This window comes from Pseudoflavonifractor hominis (assembly GCF_014288125.1).
Taxonomy (GTDB): domain Bacteria; phylum Bacillota; class Clostridia; order Oscillospirales; family Oscillospiraceae; genus Pseudoflavonifractor_A; species Pseudoflavonifractor_A gallinarum.
This window is the reverse complement of sequence record NZ_JACOPR010000002.1, coordinates 1-20,543: the sequence shown is the minus strand read 5'-3', so window position 1 is coordinate 20,543 and position 20,543 is coordinate 1. Positions and strand designations below refer to the sequence as shown.

The following is a 20,543-nucleotide window of genomic DNA, read 5'->3' as shown; positions in this document are numbered from 1 at the left end:
ATGAAAATGCTCATTACCGGCGGCGCCGGCTTTATTGGCAGCAATTTTATTTTTTATATGCGCAAGGCTCACCCGGACTATGACCTGGTATGCATTGATAAACTCACCTATGCCGGAAACCTGGAGACATTGGCCTCTGTGATGGATGATCCCAAATTTCACTTTATTCGGGCAGATATTGCCGACCGCAGTGAAATGGATCGGATTTTTGCGGAGGAAAAGCCGGATGTGGTGGTGAATTTTGCGGCCGAGAGTCATGTGGACCGGTCCATTGAAAACCCGGCGGTGTTCCTGGAAACCAACGTTATGGGCACGCAGGTGCTGCTGGATGTCAGCCGGAAGTACGGTGTGGCCCGCTATCATCAGGTCTCTACCGATGAGGTATACGGCGATCTGCCGCTGGATCGGCCGGACCTGTTTTTTACGGAGGAGACACCGCTGCATACCTCTTCTCCCTACTCTGCGTCCAAGGCATCGGCAGACCTCCTGTGCAATGCATATCATCGCACGTATGGCATGCCCATTACCATCTCCCGCTGCTCCAATAACTATGGCCCCTATCAGTTCCCGGAGAAGCTTATCCCGCTGATGATTGCAAATACCCTGGCGGACAAGCCTCTGCCGGTATACGGAGAGGGGCTGAACGTGCGGGATTGGCTGTATGTGGAAGACCACTGTGCGGCCATTGACCTCATTTTGGAAAAAGGCCGGGTGGGGCAGGTCTACAACATTGGCGGCCACAATGAGATGCGCAATATCGATATTGTAAAAATCATTCTGAAAGCGCTGGACAAGCCTGAGTCTCTGATTACCTATGTGACCGACCGCAAGGGTCACGATATGCGCTATGCCATTGACCCGGCGAAGATCCATCGGGAGCTGGGGTGGCTGCCGGCCACCAAGTTTGCCGACGGAATCCCAAAGACCATTCGGTGGTATCTGGACAACCGGTCTTGGTGGGAAAACATCATCAATGGAGAGTATCAGAACTACTATGAGCGGATGTACGCAAACCGATAAACCGCGTATTGCCATTTTGATGGCCGTTTATGAGCCGCGAATGGACTGGCTGCGGGAGCAGTTATGTTCCCTGAATGCACAGACCTATCCGAATCTGATGCTGTACGTTCGGGACGACTGCTCTCCGACGGTGCCGTATGAAGAAATACAGTCCTGTTTGCAGGAGTGTATTTCGGCGTTTCCATACGTGGTTCAGCGCAATGAGAAGAACTTGGGTTCCAACCGGACATTTGAGCGGTTAACGCAGGAGGCAGAGGGAGACTACTTTGCCTATTGCGATCAGGACGATGTGTGGTTGCCGGAAAAGCTGGAGATATTAGAAAGAGCGATGAGCGAAAGCGGAGCGCTGCTGTCCTGCTCAGATATGTATATCATTGATGGAAAAGGAGCGCAGATAGCCGACAGCATTACCAAGGTTCGAAAGCATCATGTATTTCATTCGGGTAAGGAATTGGCGGCAGGGCTGCTGACGCATAATTTTGTAACGGGATGTACCATGTTGCTCCAGGCAAAATTGGGGAAACGTGCAGCACCTTTTTGTCCCTATATGGTACATGACCATTATTTAGCACTCTGGTGCGCAGAGCAAGGTGCGATTATTTCCGTAGAAAAGCCGCTGATCCGCTACCGGATTCACGGTGGGAACCAAACCGGATTGCTGGCTGGCGTTTACGATAAAGCCAGTTACGGAAGAGTTCGGATTGATGCCGCATATTGCCGCATGGCTTGGCTAAAGGAGAATTTTCCTTGTTGTGCCAAGATGAAAAAGGAAATTGAGGCGCGGCTGTGCTGGCTGGAGGCGCGGCAGAGAAACTGGAATCATCGCGGTGGAGCGATGCTGGTTTGGAGATACCGTAAATTCAGTCAGCTGCCCTCTCTGTTTGAAATCGTTGCGTGCCATATGCCGGAATGGCTGTTTTGCAAATTTGTAGAGCTTGGAAAGCGAAATTTAGTGTGAGGGAAAAATGAAAGTATTGGTAACTGGTGCCAGTGGCCAGCTTGGCTATGATGTGTGCAGGGAACTGACCGCTCGTGGGGTTGAAAATTGCGGGGTGTCCTCGAAAGAAATGGACATTACAGACCCACAAGCGGTCTTGGATTTTGTTATGGCGTATAAACCGGACATGGTGATCCATTGTGCGGCCTATACAAAAGTGGATCAGGCGGAAGAGGAAGCGGAAAAGGCTTTTGCGGTCAATGGGAATGGTACGCGCAATATCGCACAAGCGTGTCAGAAACTACATGCAAAAATGCTCTATATTTCCACCGACTATGTGTTTCCTGGAACGGGAGAACAGTTCTATGAGGTTGACGATCCCAAAGGCCCGCTGAATGTTTATGGAAAGTCAAAGCTGGAGGGCGAACTGGCGGTACAGGAACTTCTGGAGCAATATTTCATTGTGCGCATTTCGTGGGTTTTCGGAGAGCATGGGAACAATTTTGTAAAGACAATGCTGAGACTGGCGGAGCAACATCAGACCATCCGTGTCGTCGATGACCAGATTGGATCGCCAACCTATACCAGGCATGCAGCACAAGCGATATGTGATATAATCAACAGTAAAAACTATGGGATCTATCATTTGACCAATTCTGGAATTTGTTCGTGGGCGGAATTTGCCCGGGAGATTTTCCATATCGCCAACCGGAGTGTATCTGTTATTCCGATTGCAAGTGACGCGTATCCAACAAAAGCAGTTCGGCCGCATAATTCACGACTCAGCAAGAGTGCGAGCGATGCACTGGGATGGACGCCGCTTCCAGATTGGCGAACTGCATTATACGAATATCTGGGGGAAATAGACGCACTATGATTCTATTGCAATATTTTCGGGAATTTTGTTCAGATGTATTTGAACGACGCAGGATGATCTGGGATATTGCTGTAAATGATTTTAAGGCCAGATTTTCGAACTCTGTGTTTGGCGCGTTTTGGGCATTTGTGCAGCCGCTTGTTTCCATATTGGTATACTGGTTTGTATTTGAGGTTGGATTCAAGAATCCGCCTGTGGACAATGTTCCCTTTATCTTGTGGTTTACACCGGCATATATAAGTTGGATTTATTTTTCTGAAACTGTCATATATTCGAGCGCCTGCTTGGCGGAATACTCCTATCTGGTGAAGAAGATGAATTTCCGAACAAGCGTATTGCCGGTTGTGAAAGTCCTGTCTGGATTGTTTTTGCACCTGTTTTTCCTGGTGTTTTTATTTTTGATGAACATTTTGTATGGGAATCCGGTGCGGCTCATCTGGCTCCAGAGCTTGTACTATATGTTTGCGATGTGCGTACTCACGCTGGGACTGGGTTTTTTAACATCGAGCATTACCCTGTTCTTTCGGGATATGACACAAATCGTGCAGGTCGTACTGCAGGTTGGTTTTTGGCTTACCCCCATTTTCTACAGTGAAGATAACATTCCTCGCGCCCTGATGATGATTTTAAAATTGAATCCAATGTTTTATATTACCAGAGGATATCGGGACTCCTTTATCTATGGCGTGCCATTTTATCAGAGAATAGGGACAAGTCTTTACTTCTGGATTGTGACAGGGATAATTTTCTTGGCGGGAGCCCTGATGTTCCGCAAGATGAGACCTCATTTTGCGGATGTAATATAGGAGTTTGGCATGGAAGAAATGACATGTATGATCCAATGCGAAAATATAACGAAAAAGTATGCACTGTATTCACGGAAAGTTGACAGACTTCTTGAGGCAATGAGACCGGGAGGGCGTTCTTACCATAAAGATTTTTATGCGCTGCAAGGAGTTACCTTCTCCATGCACAAAGGGGAATGTGTTGGTATAGTTGGAAAGAACGGCTCTGGAAAATCCACACTGCTGAAGATATTAACCGGTGTTTTGACCCCTACGGAAGGATCTGTCCATGTTCAAGGAAGAGTTTCCGCGTTGCTGGAGCTGGGTGCGGGATTTAATCCAGAGTATACTGGATATGAAAATATATATTTAAACGGATCGATTATGGGGTACAGCCGGGAGGAAATGCAGCGCAAACTCCCAGAAATTATTGAGTTTGCCGATATCGGAGATTTTATAAATCAGCCGGTCAAAATTTACTCTTCGGGTATGTTTGTCCGGCTTGCATTTGCCGTGGCAATCAGTGTGGATCCGGAAATTTTGATTATTGATGAGGCCCTTGCTGTAGGAGATGTCTTTTTCCAATTAAAGTGCTATAAAAAGATTGAGGATTTCAAAAAACAGGGAAAGACGATTTTATTCGTCAGCCACGATCAGTCAAGCATCATTAAATATTGCGACAGAGCGATTTTACTGGATAAGGGCCGTATGGTCTGTGATGGCGCACCCAAAGAGGTTATTGACGAATACAAGCAGATTCTGGCGGTTGAAAAGCAGCAAAACCAACCCCATCCTGAGGAGGCAATGCCGGAAGAAGAGCGGGAATCTGTCTGCTGGAAGACACAATACGCTCTGAATGAGAAAATATTGGAGTATGGTGACCGGCAAGCAGAAATTACGGATTTCGGGATTTTTGATGAAAGTGGAAACTTGGCCACCATTTATAACAGAAACAGCGTGTATACAATTAAAATGAAGGTGCTCTTCCACGCTGAGATTCAAAATCCGATTTATGCGATTACCTTCAAAGATATGTCTGGGCTGGAGGTTGCCGGAACAAATACCATGCAGGAAAATGTCGATACCGGGACCGTAAAGCCGGGCCAGACGGTGACCGTTTCCTTTCGACAGAAGTTTCCATTTCAGAATTATCCTCTTTTTCTATCTCTTGGGTGTACAAAATTTGACGGGCAGGGCGAACTGCGTGTATTGCACCGTTTGTATGATGTCCTTTGCATACAAACACTCGGAGCAAAAATAACCAATGGTTTTTTTGACATTGATTCAAAGGTAAGGATTGCGCAGCAGTAAGGAGAAAAGCTATGGCGGTTTTCAATACGAAATATTATCAGAGCCAGGAAGACGCCCTCTATTCTGATGGCGATATTGAAGATGAGATCTATACACGTGTTTGCAAGCGTGATGAGACGCTTGGTATGGATCCCCGCTGGGCTGTATTTTATCACTTTTCTCCACAGCGAGAGAACATATTGAACTGGTACCCGTTTGAGTCTAACAGTACCATTCTGGAGATTGGAGCTGGCTGTGGCGCGCTGACCGGACTGTTGATCCGGCGGGGTAAACATGTGACCTCATGCGAATTAACCATGCGAAGAGCTAAGATCCTTTTTCAACGCTACGTGGATGCGGACAACCTGGAAGTCATTGTCGGAAATGTACTGCGTGTGGAGTTTGAAGAGCGCTTTGACTATGTGATCATCAATGGTGTATTGGAGTATGCCGGTGGGATCATGGGAAAAGATGTGGAAAACCCATATACACAATTTTTGAGCTATATGAAGTCTCTTTTGAAGCCTGAGGGGAAGATTTTACTTGCCATAGAAAATCAATTTGGCCTTAAATATATCAACGGCGCACCCGAAGATCATTTGGGCCGAGTTTTTGCGGGGATAAACGGATATCCTGGGCAAAATAAAATACGTACTTTTTCGCGCAAAGAACTTTCCAATCTTTTCGAATGCGTGGGGTTGGATGTGTTGCGGTGGTATTATCCGTATCCGGACTATAAGTTCCCAACCGAAATTTTTTCTGATTCTACGGTGGATGAAATAGAGCCGAAAACCACGGATGTACCCTATGATATGCCTCGAATTGAGCTGTTTGATAAGGAAATTGTCAGAAAAGCTTTGATGGAAAACAAAATTGCTGGAGTTTTTAACAATTCATTCTTGGTGGAGCTGGGAAACAAGGCATGCCAAGAAATGAACGGACCGGACTATGTTAAAATTAGCAGCAATCGAAAAAAGAAATTTGCAATCTGTACACAGATCTATCAGCAGAAGGAAATTGTAGAGAAACGAGCACTTTATCCAGATGCCAATAAACATCTTCAACGGATGGAAACGCCAATCCAAGATCAGGGACCGATTTGTACCGTCCAATCAAAATATGAAGATGGTATCTTAAGGTATTCGCTGCTGCATGAGCAGAGTTTGACGAGTCTCCTGAGTGAACAAGCCGAGCAGGGGCAAGTCGATGCCTTCTGGGATACACTCCAAATTTTAAAAACGTATTTGTACAGGGGTGACCTTTCAAAACAACCTGTAGATCCAAAATTCTTGGAAGCGTTTGGCCCTGTTGAGCCCCAAAGACAGCTGCATTGGACAGAAAAAGTAAATATTGATTTGAACACGGACAACTTTTTTTGTGGACCGGATCAATGGACTGTCATTGACAATGAATGGGTCTTCTCCTGTGCGGTTCCGGGGGAGTATGCTCTTTGGAGAGTATTGCAGCAGCTAAGAGACCATGCGCTGTTTCGGCCAATCGTTACAGAAGCGGCGGTAAGAGATTTCTTAGAAGTAGGCGAGCCGGAGCTGGAAGTTTTTGAGAAGTGGGAACACCACTTTATTTCAGAGTATGTTGGTATGCAAGATTTTGCATCTCAGCAAAGAGCCGTATATCATATCGACCTGGATGAAAGCATTAAAGAGGAAGAGGCCAAGCAGTTTCTTTGGAGCCAGCTTTTTCTATTTGATGAGGCCGGCCATGCCGAAGTATTGAAAAGTGCGGCTCAAAATAAGGACGGCACATGGTGTGTCGAGTTTCAGTCAGACAGGATTGCACAGGCAAAACAAATCAGATGGGATCCACTGGAAGGAAATGCATGCAGTATATCTGATGTTCGACTGGAGGAGCTATCGGTAAGACCGATCAATGCACGATCCTGGGATGAAAATAAGGCTGTATTTTCCACCTATGATCCCCAATTCCTGGTAGAGGGCAGCACCTCAAACAGAGCATGTATCAAAATCCAATTTAAGTGCGAGATTTTGGATTGGACGACTGGCTATTTTCAAATAGAGTGTGAGAGAAATGCGGAACGGGAAAAACGTCTAAATGCAGAAAGGCAGTGTGAGGCGGTCCAGGCTGAAAATCGGCAGCTTCTTATGCGGACTGAAACGGTGGAAGCGCACGCAGCGGAAATAGACCAGCAATTGCAGGAGGAGCGGACGCAAGCAGAAGAGACTGCCCAAAAACTAAGATTAGCGCAGGCACAGGCAGAAGATAGTGCCCAAAAATTGCGATTAGCGCAGGCACAGATTGCAGAAAAGGAACAACAGCTGAAAGAGACTGAGCAACAATTACAACAGATAAATTCTGCATTGGAATATTTAAAGGGAGAACTATGTGACCATCGGTGGAAATCTGCGGCAAAGATTCTTATGAAGAGAAAAATAGAAGGTTAAGGGTTGAATTAAGTGGAAAAAGTTAGCGTAATCATGCCCTGCTATAATGACGGGGAATATATAACAGATGCGGTTGCATCTGTATTTGGTCAATCTTACACTAACATTGAATTGATTGTCATTGATGATGGATCTGATGATCCCAAGACCGTGAGCATACTTGAAGAACTGGAAAAACAGGGGAATGTGAAGCTGCTCCATACGGAGAGGTTGCGTCCGGCAGGTGCAAGAAATGCCGGGATCGAGATTGCTACGGGAAAATATATTTTGCCCGTAGATGCAGATGACCTGATTGAGCCGTGTTATATTGAACGGGCGGTTCAGGTGATGGAAGAAAAAGAAAATATTGGGATCGTCTATTGCCGCGCGGATTTGTTCGGCGAAAAGAGCGGACCATGGGAGCTTCCGGAATATTCCTTGCGCTCCATGCTGCTCGACAATGTTATATTTGTCACAGCCCTATTTCGAAAAGAGGATTGGGAAAGTGTCGGGGGATTTCGGACAAATATGGAGCATGGAATGGAGGACTATGACTTCTGGCTTTCGCTGTTGGAGCTCGGGAGAGAGGTAGAGCAGTTACCGGAAACACTCTTCCACTACCGGATTAAGCCCAGATCTCGAACTACGAAGTTCCAAGAAAGTGCAGCGGTTGTGCAAGAGACTTATCGAAATATTTATTTGCAGCATCCACGGTTGTATGAAAAATATAAAGATGAGTATGCGATTATTTTGCGTGATGCGCTGATCGAGCAGCTTTTTCTGAACCGTGCATATCAGGAGAGTCTGGGGATACTGGAGCGACTGAGGAAAAATCCATTCTTAAAATATTGGATCAAAAAATTCATTTTAAAATAAAACGGAGTTTATACGCATGATTATATTTACTTCTGTGTGTGCTAATTACGTGCACAAAGCAAGAACTTTGGCACAGTCGGTAAAAAGGAACATTCCGGATGCAACTATGGTGCTGTGCCTGGTTGAAAGAGAAATTTCAAATGCAATACCAGATGAGTGCTTTGATCACATTGTTTTAGCGAAAGATGCTTGGGAAGGAAATTTTGACCGTTTCATTTTTAAGCATAGCATCGTGGAAGCTTCTACAGCGGTAAAGGGGCAGTTTTTTCGGTACTTGATGGATCGCTTTACGGAAGAAGATAAATTTGTGTATCTGGATCCGGACACTTATGTGTATAGTGATTTTGTTGAGCTGAGAGAGATGTTGGATCAATATCCGATTGTTCTTTGTCCGCACCTGCTCAAACCGGGTAACATTGATATGGAGCTTTCCAGTACCGCACATGGCGTATATAACCTCGGATTTTTGGGCATTAAACGCAGCGACGAAGGAAGAAAGTGCGTTGATTGGTGGGCGGAAAGACTGTACCTCTTTTGCTATGATGACATCCAAAGAGGAATTTTTACCGATCAAAAATGGTTTGATCTTGTTCCAAGCTTTTTTGATGCTAAGATTTTCAAACATCATGGATATGACTTTGCGCCCTGGTCGCTTATGAATTGCAATATTACGCGGGATGACGGCGGATACTATATTGAGGGAGATCCGCTGCGATTCATCCATTTCTCCGGATTTGGTGCCAGTGCGGAAAATTGCATGGATAAATGGCTTCCTGAGGAAGGGCAACTATTTCGTGAACTCTATGCAAAGTATGCGGCCGAGCACAATCAAAACGACGCAGATCATATCTCGAAAACGCCATGGAGCTACGCGAATTACTATTCAGGAGAAGAAGTAAAGCGTGAGGTGCGTGAGGCCTACCGGGAAAACTACGATGTGATGTTTTTGTATGACGACCCGTTTGCGAAGTCGAATAAGATTTACCAGGAGTTACTTGGTGTTGAAAGCAATGGGAAAATAAAGAAACCGTCTAAATGGAAGAGGAGACTGCAAAAGGCGCGGGTCATACTCGCAAGCAAAGGAATTTGCGGGCTGGCAAAGGCGTTTGTACAGTGGATAAAACGATGAAAATTTGGAAACGTGCAATTATATTCATCATTTTGGTTGCAGTAGGCTTCATGTTCTATATACAGAGCTGGGAGCCTCATGTTGCGATTGATATGCAATCGGATATTGCAACAAGTATCAATTTGTTTTATGACAATGGAATGGTGGGCGAGTATCGCTTTGATGATACCCATATGTCCGAAGCCGTTCCTTTAAGTGCAGGGAGACAGACGGTTTTTATCCCGGTTCCAAAGGAAGGGATGAATCGGATCCGTTTGGATTTTGGAACATCTCCCGGAACGATGACTTTGTTTTACATTACGGTCCAGCCGACCTTATTTGAGGAATATTATTTCGATTCCTCCGATATTTTTAACTGGTTTGAAGTCCAAAATGATATTATAAATAGCGAAGAAAAAGACGGCGCAGTTGTATACACAGTCACAGGAACAGATGGATTCATTGCCGCGGATACCGATTTGACACAGGCAGTAACTGCAAGAATCTCTCTGAAAACAGTCACTACCCTTGCTGCGGTGGTAGCGCTTGCGTGTGCGCTGACATGGATTGATATTTTGGCCAGAGGTTTTGCTAAAATTTTTAGGAAACTATATCAATTGGGGCATGATTTGTGGGTATATGTGCATATCCCGAATGATTACAAGCGTGCAGTGTTGGGAGTAGGTGTGTGTGCAGTTTCCGCAGCATGTATTGCCCTTGTGATAGATGGAGTGCTGTTAAAAATCCTATATCGTGCGGCTGTTTTTTTGGGAATGGACACGATGACCCGGTACTTCAGCGCAGGAAGCAGTTTTTCATTGCTGCGTGCAGGCTTTTTCTTTATTTTGATTTTTGTTGGAATGCTATGCCTGCTGCTGGGAGGGGAGAGAACCGTACGTTACCGGTATCTCCTGGCAACGCTGCTTCTTGTCCTTATGACCTGCGGGGAATACACCGGTTCTTCCTTGGGCTTTTACGACGGAATGCTGCTGGGAAATACGGAAGAGTACCAGTGCAGCACTCTGTTGGGAATTCCGCAGGGAATTCGTGGAGATGAGTGGGCAACGGAGAAGCCCTATTATTTTGCGCAGGTAAATGGTGGTGACGATCTTCCTTATTACAACGATAAGCTGATGATGGACGGGGCGGATATGATTGTATCCGCATTTTCACCAGTAAAAGATCCGATCATCCTATTCCGGCCATCTTTGCTGGGATTTTTGTTCTTGCCGGCAGCGAATGCGTTTGCATTTTACTGGTGGTGGAAGATTATTGCGCTCTTTATGTCTGCATTTGAGCTTTGCCGTATCCTAACGGGACGGAACCGATATGGATTTTACGGGGCGATGATTTTCACATTCGCACCTGCGATTCGGTGGTGGCTGTCTCAGTCCACCACGGAATTATATACGTTTGGCTTTTTTGCAGTGGCGTGCTATTATGCATACTTCCAAGCAGAGAGCAGAGTGCTCCGAGGACTGTCGATTGTTGGTGTATTTTACTTCTTAACTTGTTATATACTGACAATTTATCCGGCCTGCCAAGTCCCGGTGGCTTATGTGCTGTTGGGGGTTGTAATCTGGATTATATGGAGAAACTGGGACAAGCATCCCTTTGCGCCCCGACGCCTGTGTACCTATGTGTTGGTCGCCCTTCCGTTTGCGGGGCTACTGGTGCGCTTCTGGCTGATGTCTGGACCGGCAATTCAAACTATGCTGGATACGGTTTATCCAGGAGCAACAAGAGCGTGGATTTCTCTCCCCGCAGAGTATCCGCTCTACCAACTGATCAACCCATTTACTGCCTTTATTCGGCATCCAGACTTTTCCAACTCTTGTGAAATCAGTCAATTCTATTCATTTGGCATTATTACGGTCCCTCTGATTATCTGGCTGATCGTACGCCGTCAGAAAAAAGTGCTCTTGCCAGCCCTATTGTGTGGCATATCAACCTTGTTGGCACTGATAGCTTGGCTCCCAGAAATGCCGATCATCAATCAAATCACACTGCTGTCCATGAGTTATCCCGGCCGGATGATGCTTGCGTGTGGGATCGGCTATACACTTACTCTGATATCACTGGTCCCCATGCTGGAAGAGGAGATACAGGGGATTTGTGCACGAAAGGCATTGGTAATCTGTGGCGCGCTGTGGCTCTTCCTGTTATCTGTAGGGTCCAACTGTGAGAACATATTTAGCTATTTTTGTGCGGTTTGGTTTGGCACCGTATTTTTTGTCTGTATTGTAACCCTCCTTTGCTATATGGCATATCTGCTTTTGCGAGGGGGGAGACGCTCCTGCACTTACTTTATGTCCCTGCTCGTTGCACTGAATGTCTTTTCTACAGTTTGGATTGATCCGATTACCTGCGGTACGGACTCTATGTTTGAAAAGACAACCATGCAGGCCATTCGGCAGCTCAATGCAGAGGACCCCGGGCGGTGGATGGTCAGTGGAAGTCCGACGATTTCGAATCTGGTAAGCGCACAGGGCGTAGCTCGTGTCAGCGGGACCTACTATTATCCGGATTGGACCATGATGGAGACAATTGATCCGAATCATGAATACGAGCACTACTGGAATCAGTATGCCCATATTGATATGCGCTTGACAGTTGGAGAAAATCGAGTCGAAATATACGATTATGAAAAGAGTGAAAAGGTCGATGGTACAAACAGAATAATTTATATTAATTTGGAGACGGCAAATAAGCTTGGAATAAAATATATTTTCACATCTGTTGGAGTACCGGAGGAGTTAGTAAGTACTGGGGCCATTGAGTTGGTCTATGAAGATTCAATTGACCCATGGCAAATTTATGCCATCGTGGGATAGAGAGTGTGATACTGTGAATTTTGAAATACAGGACAATCGTTCTGTGTATTTTAATAAAAAAACTATATTTTTGATCCTAATTTTATTAATGGGATTAATTTTGAGAGTTTATGTAACAGACTTTAATAGACCAATCGCAGATAGTTCAGATAGTGCCGCTTATGATTATGCTGCTAGAAATCTTATAAAATACGGCGTACTTGCCAATGATCGAGACGGCGCTATGTATCGTGGAGAGGTTGCCATTTCTCCTGCAAGTAATGTTATGCCTGGATATCCCATTTTTTTGGCGATGGTTTATATCATAAATGATGCGTTGCCTTTTGCATATATGGTACAGGTATTTCTAAGCTTTGCGGTACTTTGTCTTATCTATTTGTTGCTGAAAGAGATTGGTATATCATTTTTTGTTTCTGTTTTTGTGACGGCCGTTGCAGCAATTTATCCGGCATTTCTATATAATCTGGATATTTTATTAACGGAAAATTTATCTACAGCGCTTTTAACTGCGGCAATTTATGGAATGGTCCGATTTATGCGGCGTATGGAAAGTATTCGGCATCCATATTTTTATGTTGCGGGCATAACGGCTGTATTGATGGCAGCGGTTATGGTACGTGCGCAGGCACTTCCCTTTTTGGCAGTAGAAATATTTTTCCTGTTGATATATGCAACAGCCTTACCACTAAAAAAGAGAATCCGCTGCTGTGGCATAGTGATAATCGTTGCACTGGCTTTTCTAGTACCTCTTTGGATACGAAATTGGTTGGATTTTCATCAATTTTGGTTGCTTACAGAGGCTGGGGTTGGACCACAAATCTGGGGGGCACAGCCCTATTTCCTGGACATGAGCAGTACAAATGGGGTGGATATTGATTCGCTGATTTTCCAGAATAAAACCCTGAGTGAAACACTTTACTGGAAATGGCGGGTATTTGGATTTTTCAACTTTATGTGGTATGATTTCTGGGATGAAAACCTGGTGCATCCATACAAGATACTGAGCATGTTCCGGTTGATCCACCCTCTTCTGATTGTGCCAACCATCGCATTGATTCCCGTATTTATTCGAAGAAGTAAAAAAGAAGTACTTTTGATAGGTTGTGTACCTCTCTTATTCACATTGATGTGCCTGCCTTATCATGGACTTGCACGTTATGTGTATCCGTCCATTCCCTGTGTTTTGGTACTATTTGGGGTGATAGTAGAGAAAGTTGTTTTTAAAATCAGAAAAAAGAAAAGCGATACAGATATTCAAGTATATGAGCAAAAGAGTATTGCCTATATAAATCTGATCTTTCGATATGCTTATTGGGCATTTAGTATCGTGTTTTCCATTATTCTTCTGTACAGTGTTTATATTTTTTCGTGGAGCATGGGGACAGAGATGTCAAATTACCGACTTGCCCGCACGTATGACGTCTCGTCCTCACAGGTGGAGTCCTTTCCTGTGTTAGAAAGCCAGGAGCTTATTTCGGATCGATCGTTGTGGCGCGTAGACAATGTGGAACAAATTGGTGATACCACGTATCAGGGAATATGGGACGGAATTCCGATTTTGCATGTCCAAGTTCCAGAATCGCAGGCTTCTTTGAGTGAAAATTCTGTAATTACCAAAGTGGAATTGGATATGCCGGGAGGATATCTATACGATTATTGTACGGTGTATTGGACTGGAAGCCATACGCCCGAAATATCGGAAAATGATGTCTATGGCAGATTTCCGCGCACGTCACTCAATGGGAAACAGACTGTATATATCGATGATAATGTTTCCAGCCTGATGATCGTTCCGTGTGTATTCCGCGGGACAGAATTTTCCATCAACAGCATCCGTATTACAAAATATCAAGTGCCAGAGATGGTACAATAGATGATAAGCTTGAGGTCATATGAAAGTTTTAGTAATCGTTCCCGCCTACAATGAGGAGCAAAATATTCTGAAAACCATAAGAGATATTCAGAAGAGCGGGCCGGAGAGCATCCAGTATCTGGTGATCAATGACTGTTCTACCGACAAGACAAAGAGCGTGCTCAGACAAGCAGAAGCCAACTATCTGGACCTCCCCATCAATCTCGGGATCGGTGGTGGTGTACAGACGGGCTACCGCTATGCGTTGGAGTATGGCTATGATATTGCTATCCAATTTGATGGTGACGGCCAGCATGATGCGCAGTATTTGCAAAATCTAATTGCACCGATTGAGCGCGGGGAAGCCGATGTGGTCATTGGCTCGCGTTTCCTTGAAAAGGAGGGATTTCAGTCAACCGGTCTGCGCCGGCTGGGGATTAATTTTCTCAGTGGACTGATTCATCTTCTCTGTGGTGTAAAGGTTCGGGATGTGACCAGTGGTATGCGGGCGGTAAACCGGAGCATGATTGAGCGATTTGCTGCCGATTATGCACAAGACTATCCCGAACCAGAGGCAATTTTAGCGGCGGGACTTGCTGGGGCGAAAATTGTGGAAGTGCCTGTCCAAATGCGGGAGCGTCAGGGGGGAGTCAGTTCGATTAACCCGGTTCGTTCGGTGTATTATATGATCAAGGTCTCTCTGGCTTTGATCTTATTCCGCCTTATGTACGGAAGGGAGGCAAAAAATGATCAGTAGGACACTTCAAATTGTGATGCTTTTCGCAGTGGCGGTATACTTTGTACTGTTGCTCCTACTGCTGAAAAAGAGGAGTTTACATTTAAAATATACACTCCTCTGGATATTTTCTGGCATTTTGATGCTGGTGTTGGCTGTATTTCCTCATCTTTTGGATTGGTTTGCTGCATTGATCGGTATTTATGAGCCGACAAATGCACTATTCTCGTTGATTTTTTTCTGTGTAATTATTATTTTAATGTCACTAACTGCGATAGTATCTAAGCAGAATGAGAAAACGAAACAATTGGCACAGGCTGTTGCAATACTGGAGCAAAGGGTTCGGGAATTAGAGGAGGAGCATTGTGTATAAAGTAGGTATTATTGGTTTTGGCAAAATGGGAATGTTGCATGGAGCTCTTTTAGCTGGCTCACGGCAGGCTACAATTGCTGCTATTTGCGACAAGTCTGCAGTTATGCGGCTTGGATTTAAACATGTATACAAAAATGTACATGCATATAGTGATGCAAAGAAGATGTTTGAAAAAGAGCGACTAGATGCTGTACTTGTGACTACACCAACATTTAACCATAAAGAATCTGTACAATTAGCAGTAGAGAATAAATGCGCAGTTTTTGTAGAAAAACCTTTGGCAATTAATGCAGAACAAGCACAATATATTTGTGAAATGGCAGATGCAAAGAATGCAGTAATTCAAATAGGCTTTTGCAATCGTTTTCTTCCTAGTGTTCTAAAAGCTGGAGAGCTTTTAGAAGATAAGAGGATAGGAAAGATAGAACATGTGGAAGCACAAATGTTTATTGGGGATGTTTTTGAAGAGCATACGGGCTGGCGCTATAAGCCGGAACTATCTGGTGGAGGAGCACTAATAGACTTTGGTATTCATATGCTTGACCTTTTAATTCATTTTTTTGGCGAGATTGAAACTGTAAATGCCGAAACAAAGCAGCTTTATTCACGTCTCGTGGAAGATGAAGCTTCTGTAGAAATCTTGTTTAAATCAGGCGTGGTGTGTGATTTTGAAACATCTTGGAGTAAAAAGGAATTTAGAAAATCATATACTAAAATGGAAATTCAGGGCGACGCCGGTAGGATTGTTTTAACAGATCAAACGTTAGAATTATTTGATATGGATGGAGAAAAGCTGGAGGAATACACCTATCCAGATCTTTATCCTGGGTGCTTTATGGACCTCGGTGGACTTCTTTTTTCTTATCAGATGGATAGCTTTTTAAAAAATATTTCGGGTAAAAAATTAGAAAAGAGAATGCAGGGATGTACACCTTATGAAGCACTATATGTTCAACGTGTTATTGAATCGATTTACCGAAGTGCAGAAATTAAGGATGCAGTGGGGGTAAATAAGAATGATTGAAATTGATCAGGTTATCTTGGGAGACAACCAATTTTTTGGTGTTAACCATATGTCTCAGGATAGAGGACATGAGACATACGAACAGTTTAAAGACTTATCTGAAATTATGCGAATTTTAAACTATGCGATAGATAAAGGTGTCCATGGAGTCATGTTTTCTACGCATCCCTCTGTTGGGGAAATTTGCAATATGATTCGGAAAGATGATAGACTTCGTAAAAATTTAAATATATACGTCAATGTGCCATACATTATTAAATATGTAAGTATGGTTACTGAGATGGGAATATATGATACGATTAAATCGGTTATTACTTCCCAGCAGGGAAAAAATCGGGTAGGATTTATAGCAAAATCCTGTATTAATGCTATAACACTTGATCATATGGGGATTTTTGAACGACTGATTGATGTGGAACTTGCACCGTTCCAAGGTTTAAATATAAAAGCTGTTTTTCTTCATAATGCTCTTTGTGATCTCATTCTTGGATATCAAATGGAAGATATTTTGAAAGGATTTGACAGATATATTCGCAAGAAATACCATGCCATTCCTGGTTATGGAACATTGAATTTAACTAGATTTTTGGAATATCTAGATGAGATTGATGCAGAAGATAGTTTGGTAATGGCAGGATTTAATAAGCTTGGATTTTTGATGAATCCTAGTAAAACTGCGTGTGAACAAGCGGTAAAAAGCACTAGGCACACTGTTTTAGCAATGGCAACGCTAGCTTCCGGGCGTCTAAAGCCGGAAGAAGCGTATGCATATCTTGAAAGCGCCGGAATTCAGAATGTTGTTGTTGGTTTGTCTTCAAAGAAGCATGCGGATGAAACATTTTCTTGTATTCAGCGACATATTTTGCAGGGGAGAAGCGAATGAACAGTATTATGTTGATAATCCCTGCATTACTTTCTAGTGCATGTAATTCTATAGCAAATGCGCTTTGGAAGACCCAATTTTTACAGACACCTCTTCAAACTGACTCTCTCTATGCTTTAATAAGGTCTGTATTTCATTGGAGAATTATGGGCGGAGTTGTATGCTATGGAATTTCCATGTTGTTATTCTTTTATCTTTTATCACACTATAAATTATCGCAAGTTGTTCCATTTCTTGCCACTACGTATATCTTCAATTTTATAATTGCAGGTATCGTCTTTCATGAGGTTATCACATGGACACAGTTGGGAGGAATTGCGTTAATTATTGGCGGAGTAATATTAAGCAATTTGGCATAAATTTATCATAACGGTAATGATATGGCTTGCAGGTGACTTTGTATGTGGAAGAGTGTTTGGTTTTCTTATGCAAAATTGCATGAAATTATAGCTATGACTCAAAGGCAGTATGGGCCAGATAATGATATTGCTAATGAGGATTTCTTACGATATCAGTATTTTAAAAACCCAGCAGGTGATGCCCTGATCGATTTGGCGGTGGATGTACAGGATGGTGCGCTGGCGGGGCAGTATGTGGTCTGGCCCATGCGCTTTTTGATCCATGGGCAACTGCGGCAAAGTTCCAACTCACTCAATACTCTCACCGGAAAGAAGTATCGGGGACAAGGTATTTTTACTGGCCTTGCGGAAGAAACATACCGTAGAGAAGAGGAACTTGGGCATGCTTTTTGCTATGGGATGCCAAATCCGAATTCCTATCCCGGCTTTATCAAGAAACTGAATTTTAAAGAACTCGGTCAAATCCCCCTCCTGCTGCGTCCATTGCGCCCATCCCAGATGGTGGAAGAGTTTTTGCACAGTAAAGTTCTCTCCGTTTTTGGAAAGCCTACCGATCCTTTTTTCCGAATCAAAGAAAGCGTGAAAGAGGGAGCACTTGAAATTTTACCGGTTACGAAAGAGCGGCTGGAATTGGTAGATGAATTCTGGAATGCGGTGAAGGGGAAATACCCGGTAATGAACATCCGGGACAGCGCATTTGTCCGATTCCGCTATCTGGATATGCCCCGTAGGACCTATTTCCCCTATCTGGCCGTGGAGCATGGCCGGCCTGTCTGCTTTGCGGTGGGACGGATCATGGAGGTAGCCGGGATGCAGTGTGCCATGTTGGCGGATTTCCTGTTTGCAGATGGCTACGCGGAAGCTGCCGAGCGGCTTTTGCGGAAGCTCCTGCATGAGATGCAAAACCAAGGGGCAAGTCTGGCTGGCTGTCTGATGTTTGGACATACCCAGGAATCTGCGGTTTTGAAAAAGCTCGGCTTTTTCCGTTGCCCGAAGAGATTTGAACCGCAGCCATTTCCGCTGATTTTGCGGTTGTTTGATCAGTCGCTGGAAGAAAAAGGCGTCTGCGATGTGAAGAATTGGTTCTTTACGATGGGCGACTATGATGTAATATAAGAGATGCGTATGAAAAATATTTTTACAATTGACACTGAGGACTGGTTCCACGCAAATTATGAAGATGGTCTTTTCCAAAATGATGCGGCAGTGAAGTCTACAGTGGAAGAGAACACAGAAGCATATTTGGAGGCACTGGAACGAAACAATGCCACAGCAACGTTTTTTGTCCTCGGATTTGTGGCAGAACAGCACCCGAATTTGGTAAGAAAGATTGCACAGGCCGGACATGAGGTCGCAAGTCATGGATATGGGCATCAGTTGGTCTATAAGCAGTCACCCGAGGCCTTTCGGGAGGATATCCAGCGGAGCAAAAAACTCTTGGAGGATATTACTGGGAAAGCGGTGTTAGGGTACCGGGCACCATCTTGGTCCATTACGGAGGAGTCTCTTTGGGCCCTTGCAATCTTGCAAGAGGAGGGGTTTGTGTATGACAGCAGCATTTTCCCCTTCAAAAATTTTCTGTATGGAATCAGCGGTGCACCTAGATTTCCGTTTCCGGCCGTTCAGTATCATCCGGAGGCAACAAACTTGCTGGAGATTCCGCCTTCTACGGTACGGGTGCCCGGGATGAATATCCCGTTTTCGGGGGGATTCTATTTTCGGGCACTGCCCTATCCGTTTATTCATATGTTTGCAAAGCAAGTCAACCGTGAGGGGCATCCGGTGGTATTTTATTTGCATCCGCGGGAAATTGATCCTCAGCAGCCCAGACTCAAACTCAGCAAACGGGATGCGCTGATCCATTATTATGGTATTGGAGCATGCCGCCGGAAGATGGAACATATGCTGCGAGATTTTGATTGTCAGTCTATGGCTGAATATGTGAATCAAAAAAGATAACGGCGATAAAAGAAGGGGAATTGTATGTATCAGAATCCAGATTTGTTTGATCTTTCCCACACACTGGCTGGAGCATTGTTTGAAGCCACAGAGTATCCATGGCAGGTGCTTCCGCAGATCGGCGATTTCTTGAAAAAACTGGGGCCACAGCTGCCCACGGAAGTATTTGACCATCCAGATGAATTTGTCTGGATTGCAAAATCCGCACGTGTTGCACCCACAGCCAGTATCACAGGGCCCTGTATTATTTGTGAGGATGCAGAGATACGGCATTGTGCATTTATTCGAGGAAACGCACTGGTAGGAGCGAACTGCGTCGTAGGGAACTCTGTGGAACTGAAAAATGTCATTCTGTTTGATAACGTACAAGTCCCGCACTACAATTACGTAGGAGATTCCATATTGGGATACCGAGCGCATATGGGGGCCGGCTCTATTACCTCCAATGTCAAAAGTGACAAGACGCTGGTGGTTGTAAAAGATGGCCATACAGAGATTCCTACAGGCCTGAAAAAGTTTGGTGCCATGCTGGGGGACTTTGTGGAGGTTGGATGCAACAGCGTATTGAATCCGGGAACAGTGATTGGTCGCGGAACGAGTGTCTATCCCTTGTCGTCTGTCCGGGGAGTGATTCCCGCAGAGAGTATTTTTAAAAGCGCAAACAATATAGTGAAACGAGAAAAAAACTAAACCAGACAAGGCGGAAAGACCTATATGATCACCTGGCTTACATCCACAACATTCGGTAGACTGATTGCCACATTTCTGATTTCCGTGGCGCCTACTGTTGAGCTGCGGGGTGGTCTGCCCTATGGCTGGACTATCCCGTGGCCCTGGCAGCGGCGGTGTTGGACATGCGGTTAAAGGCCATTCCCGCTATTTTCCTGGGTGTCTGTATTGCGGCATCTATCATGACGATGGTAACATTCGGACTCATTCATATTTTGTGAGGAGCTTGCAGATCGTTTGTTGGTTATCATTGCACTGAAAAAGTGGAAGTAAATGTCTTAGTATTTTAAGAGTGTGAGCACAGAGAAAAGGGAACCGCTGCAGAATGAAAACTTCTGCAGCGGTTCCCTTTATACTTTATAAAATATGAGAGGAGCCGTACAGAGACTTCTTCAAATTATGTGTAAACCTCCTGAGTGGTGTAAAATAGAAGCATCACACAGGAGGTTATACATATGGCCAGAAAGAATCGCACGCCGGAAGAAAAAGCCCGGCGGGAGAA

General features: G+C 44.5%; 18 protein-coding genes. All 18 read left to right on the top strand.

Annotated elements, in window-relative coordinates; all coding sequences use genetic code 11:
* Genes rfbB through H8S34_RS02635 form a run of 18 tightly spaced genes read left to right on the top strand, consistent with a single transcriptional unit; the run spans position 1 to position 20,002 of the window.
* Positions 1–1,020: a dTDP-glucose 4,6-dehydratase gene (rfbB, locus tag H8S34_RS02720; RefSeq protein WP_186962969.1), complete on the top strand. Its 1,020-nt coding sequence runs from the start codon at positions 1–3 to the stop codon at positions 1,018–1,020.
* Entirely contained in the window at positions 995–1,978 is a 984-nt protein-coding gene (locus H8S34_RS02715; protein WP_186962968.1) for a glycosyltransferase family 2 protein, read from the top strand. The genes rfbB and H8S34_RS02715 overlap by 26 nt, the downstream gene beginning before the upstream one ends.
* Before the next feature lie 7 nt (positions 1,979–1,985).
* Positions 1,986–2,834 (top strand): dTDP-4-dehydrorhamnose reductase, encoded by an 849-nt coding sequence (gene rfbD / locus H8S34_RS02710; RefSeq protein WP_186962967.1) that lies wholly within the window; start codon positions 1,986–1,988, stop codon positions 2,832–2,834.
* Positions 2,831–3,640: an ABC transporter permease gene (locus tag H8S34_RS02705; RefSeq protein WP_180956786.1), complete on the top strand. Its 810-nt coding sequence runs from the start codon at positions 2,831–2,833 to the stop codon at positions 3,638–3,640. The genes rfbD and H8S34_RS02705 overlap by 4 nt, the downstream gene beginning before the upstream one ends.
* Positions 3,641–3,649: 9 nt before the next feature.
* The gene (locus H8S34_RS02700) at positions 3,650–4,930 is read left to right on the top strand and encodes an ABC transporter ATP-binding protein (protein WP_186962966.1); all 1,281 of its coding nucleotides are present in this window, start codon (positions 3,650–3,652) and stop codon (positions 4,928–4,930) included.
* Between the two features lie 11 nt (positions 4,931–4,941).
* Positions 4,942–7,329, top strand: coding sequence for a class I SAM-dependent methyltransferase (locus H8S34_RS02695; RefSeq protein WP_186962965.1), 2,388 nt, complete (start codon positions 4,942–4,944; stop codon positions 7,327–7,329).
* A 12-nt stretch (positions 7,330–7,341) separates the two neighbouring features.
* Positions 7,342–8,184, top strand: a complete 843-nt coding sequence (locus H8S34_RS02690; RefSeq protein WP_186962964.1) for a glycosyltransferase family A protein — start codon at positions 7,342–7,344, stop codon at positions 8,182–8,184.
* Between the two features lie 16 nt (positions 8,185–8,200).
* On the top strand, positions 8,201–9,313 hold the full coding sequence (locus tag H8S34_RS02685; protein ID WP_101692179.1) for a glycosyltransferase family protein: 1,113 nt from the start codon (positions 8,201–8,203) through the stop codon (positions 9,311–9,313).
* Entirely contained in the window at positions 9,220–12,126 is a 2,907-nt protein-coding gene (locus H8S34_RS02680) for a DUF7657 domain-containing protein (protein ID WP_186962963.1), read from the top strand. The genes H8S34_RS02685 and H8S34_RS02680 overlap by 94 nt, the downstream gene beginning before the upstream one ends.
* Entirely contained in the window at positions 12,080–13,999 is a 1,920-nt protein-coding gene (locus tag H8S34_RS02675; RefSeq protein ID WP_186962962.1) for a hypothetical protein, read from the top strand. Before H8S34_RS02680 ends, H8S34_RS02675 begins: the two co-directional genes overlap by 47 nt.
* Before the next feature lie 19 nt (positions 14,000–14,018).
* Complete coding sequence (locus H8S34_RS02670) at positions 14,019–14,735, top strand: glycosyltransferase family 2 protein (RefSeq protein WP_101692176.1); 717 nt, start codon at positions 14,019–14,021, stop codon at positions 14,733–14,735.
* The gene (locus H8S34_RS02665) at positions 14,725–15,087 is read left to right on the top strand and encodes a DUF2304 domain-containing protein (RefSeq protein ID WP_101692175.1); all 363 of its coding nucleotides are present in this window, start codon (positions 14,725–14,727) and stop codon (positions 15,085–15,087) included. Before H8S34_RS02670 ends, H8S34_RS02665 begins: the two co-directional genes overlap by 11 nt.
* Complete coding sequence (locus tag H8S34_RS02660; RefSeq protein WP_101692174.1) at positions 15,080–16,111, top strand: Gfo/Idh/MocA family protein; 1,032 nt, start codon at positions 15,080–15,082, stop codon at positions 16,109–16,111. Before H8S34_RS02665 ends, H8S34_RS02660 begins: the two co-directional genes overlap by 8 nt.
* Positions 16,104–16,994 carry a hypothetical protein gene (locus tag H8S34_RS02655; protein WP_101692173.1) on the top strand — a complete coding sequence of 297 codons (891 nt, stop codon included), beginning with the start codon at positions 16,104–16,106 and terminating at the stop codon, positions 16,992–16,994. Before H8S34_RS02660 ends, H8S34_RS02655 begins: the two co-directional genes overlap by 8 nt.
* Positions 16,991–17,353: an EamA family transporter gene (locus H8S34_RS02650; RefSeq protein WP_101692172.1), complete on the top strand. Its 363-nt coding sequence runs from the start codon at positions 16,991–16,993 to the stop codon at positions 17,351–17,353. The genes H8S34_RS02655 and H8S34_RS02650 overlap by 4 nt, the downstream gene beginning before the upstream one ends.
* Positions 17,354–17,395: 42 nt before the next feature.
* Positions 17,396–18,469 (top strand): GNAT family N-acetyltransferase, encoded by a 1,074-nt coding sequence (locus tag H8S34_RS02645; RefSeq protein ID WP_186962961.1) that lies wholly within the window; start codon positions 17,396–17,398, stop codon positions 18,467–18,469.
* Between the two features lie 9 nt (positions 18,470–18,478).
* The gene (locus H8S34_RS02640; RefSeq protein WP_186962960.1) at positions 18,479–19,312 is read left to right on the top strand and encodes an XrtA system polysaccharide deacetylase; all 834 of its coding nucleotides are present in this window, start codon (positions 18,479–18,481) and stop codon (positions 19,310–19,312) included.
* Positions 19,313–19,336: 24 nt separating this feature from the next.
* Positions 19,337–20,002, top strand: coding sequence for an acyltransferase (locus tag H8S34_RS02635; RefSeq protein ID WP_101692169.1), 666 nt, complete (start codon positions 19,337–19,339; stop codon positions 20,000–20,002).
* Positions 20,003–20,543 lie beyond the last annotated feature (541 nt).

Coding starts and splice junctions, on each gene's coding strand:
- H8S34_RS02700 (WP_186962966.1), top strand. CDS start 3,650: ATGGAAGAAATGACATGTATGATCCAATGCGAAAATATAACGAAAAAG.
- H8S34_RS02695 (WP_186962965.1), top strand. CDS start 4,942: ATGGCGGTTTTCAATACGAAATATTATCAGAGCCAGGAAGACGCCCTC.
- H8S34_RS02635 (WP_101692169.1), top strand. CDS start 19,337: ATGTATCAGAATCCAGATTTGTTTGATCTTTCCCACACACTGGCTGGA.
- H8S34_RS02680 (WP_186962963.1), top strand. CDS start 9,220: ATGGAAGAGGAGACTGCAAAAGGCGCGGGTCATACTCGCAAGCAAAGG.
- H8S34_RS02655 (WP_101692173.1), top strand. CDS start 16,104: ATGATTGAAATTGATCAGGTTATCTTGGGAGACAACCAATTTTTTGGT.
- H8S34_RS02685 (WP_101692179.1), top strand. CDS start 8,201: ATGATTATATTTACTTCTGTGTGTGCTAATTACGTGCACAAAGCAAGA.
- H8S34_RS02650 (WP_101692172.1), top strand. CDS start 16,991: ATGAACAGTATTATGTTGATAATCCCTGCATTACTTTCTAGTGCATGT.
- H8S34_RS02665 (WP_101692175.1), top strand. CDS start 14,725: ATGATCAGTAGGACACTTCAAATTGTGATGCTTTTCGCAGTGGCGGTA.
- H8S34_RS02640 (WP_186962960.1), top strand. CDS start 18,479: ATGAAAAATATTTTTACAATTGACACTGAGGACTGGTTCCACGCAAAT.
- H8S34_RS02705 (WP_180956786.1), top strand. CDS start 2,831: ATGATTCTATTGCAATATTTTCGGGAATTTTGTTCAGATGTATTTGAA.
- H8S34_RS02645 (WP_186962961.1), top strand. CDS start 17,396: ATGTGGAAGAGTGTTTGGTTTTCTTATGCAAAATTGCATGAAATTATA.
- H8S34_RS02670 (WP_101692176.1), top strand. CDS start 14,019: ATGAAAGTTTTAGTAATCGTTCCCGCCTACAATGAGGAGCAAAATATT.
- rfbD (WP_186962967.1), top strand. CDS start 1,986: ATGAAAGTATTGGTAACTGGTGCCAGTGGCCAGCTTGGCTATGATGTG.
- rfbB (WP_186962969.1), top strand. CDS start 1: ATGAAAATGCTCATTACCGGCGGCGCCGGCTTTATTGGCAGCAATTTT.
- H8S34_RS02715 (WP_186962968.1), top strand. CDS start 995: ATGAGCGGATGTACGCAAACCGATAAACCGCGTATTGCCATTTTGATG.
- H8S34_RS02675 (WP_186962962.1), top strand. CDS start 12,080: ATGAAGATTCAATTGACCCATGGCAAATTTATGCCATCGTGGGATAGA.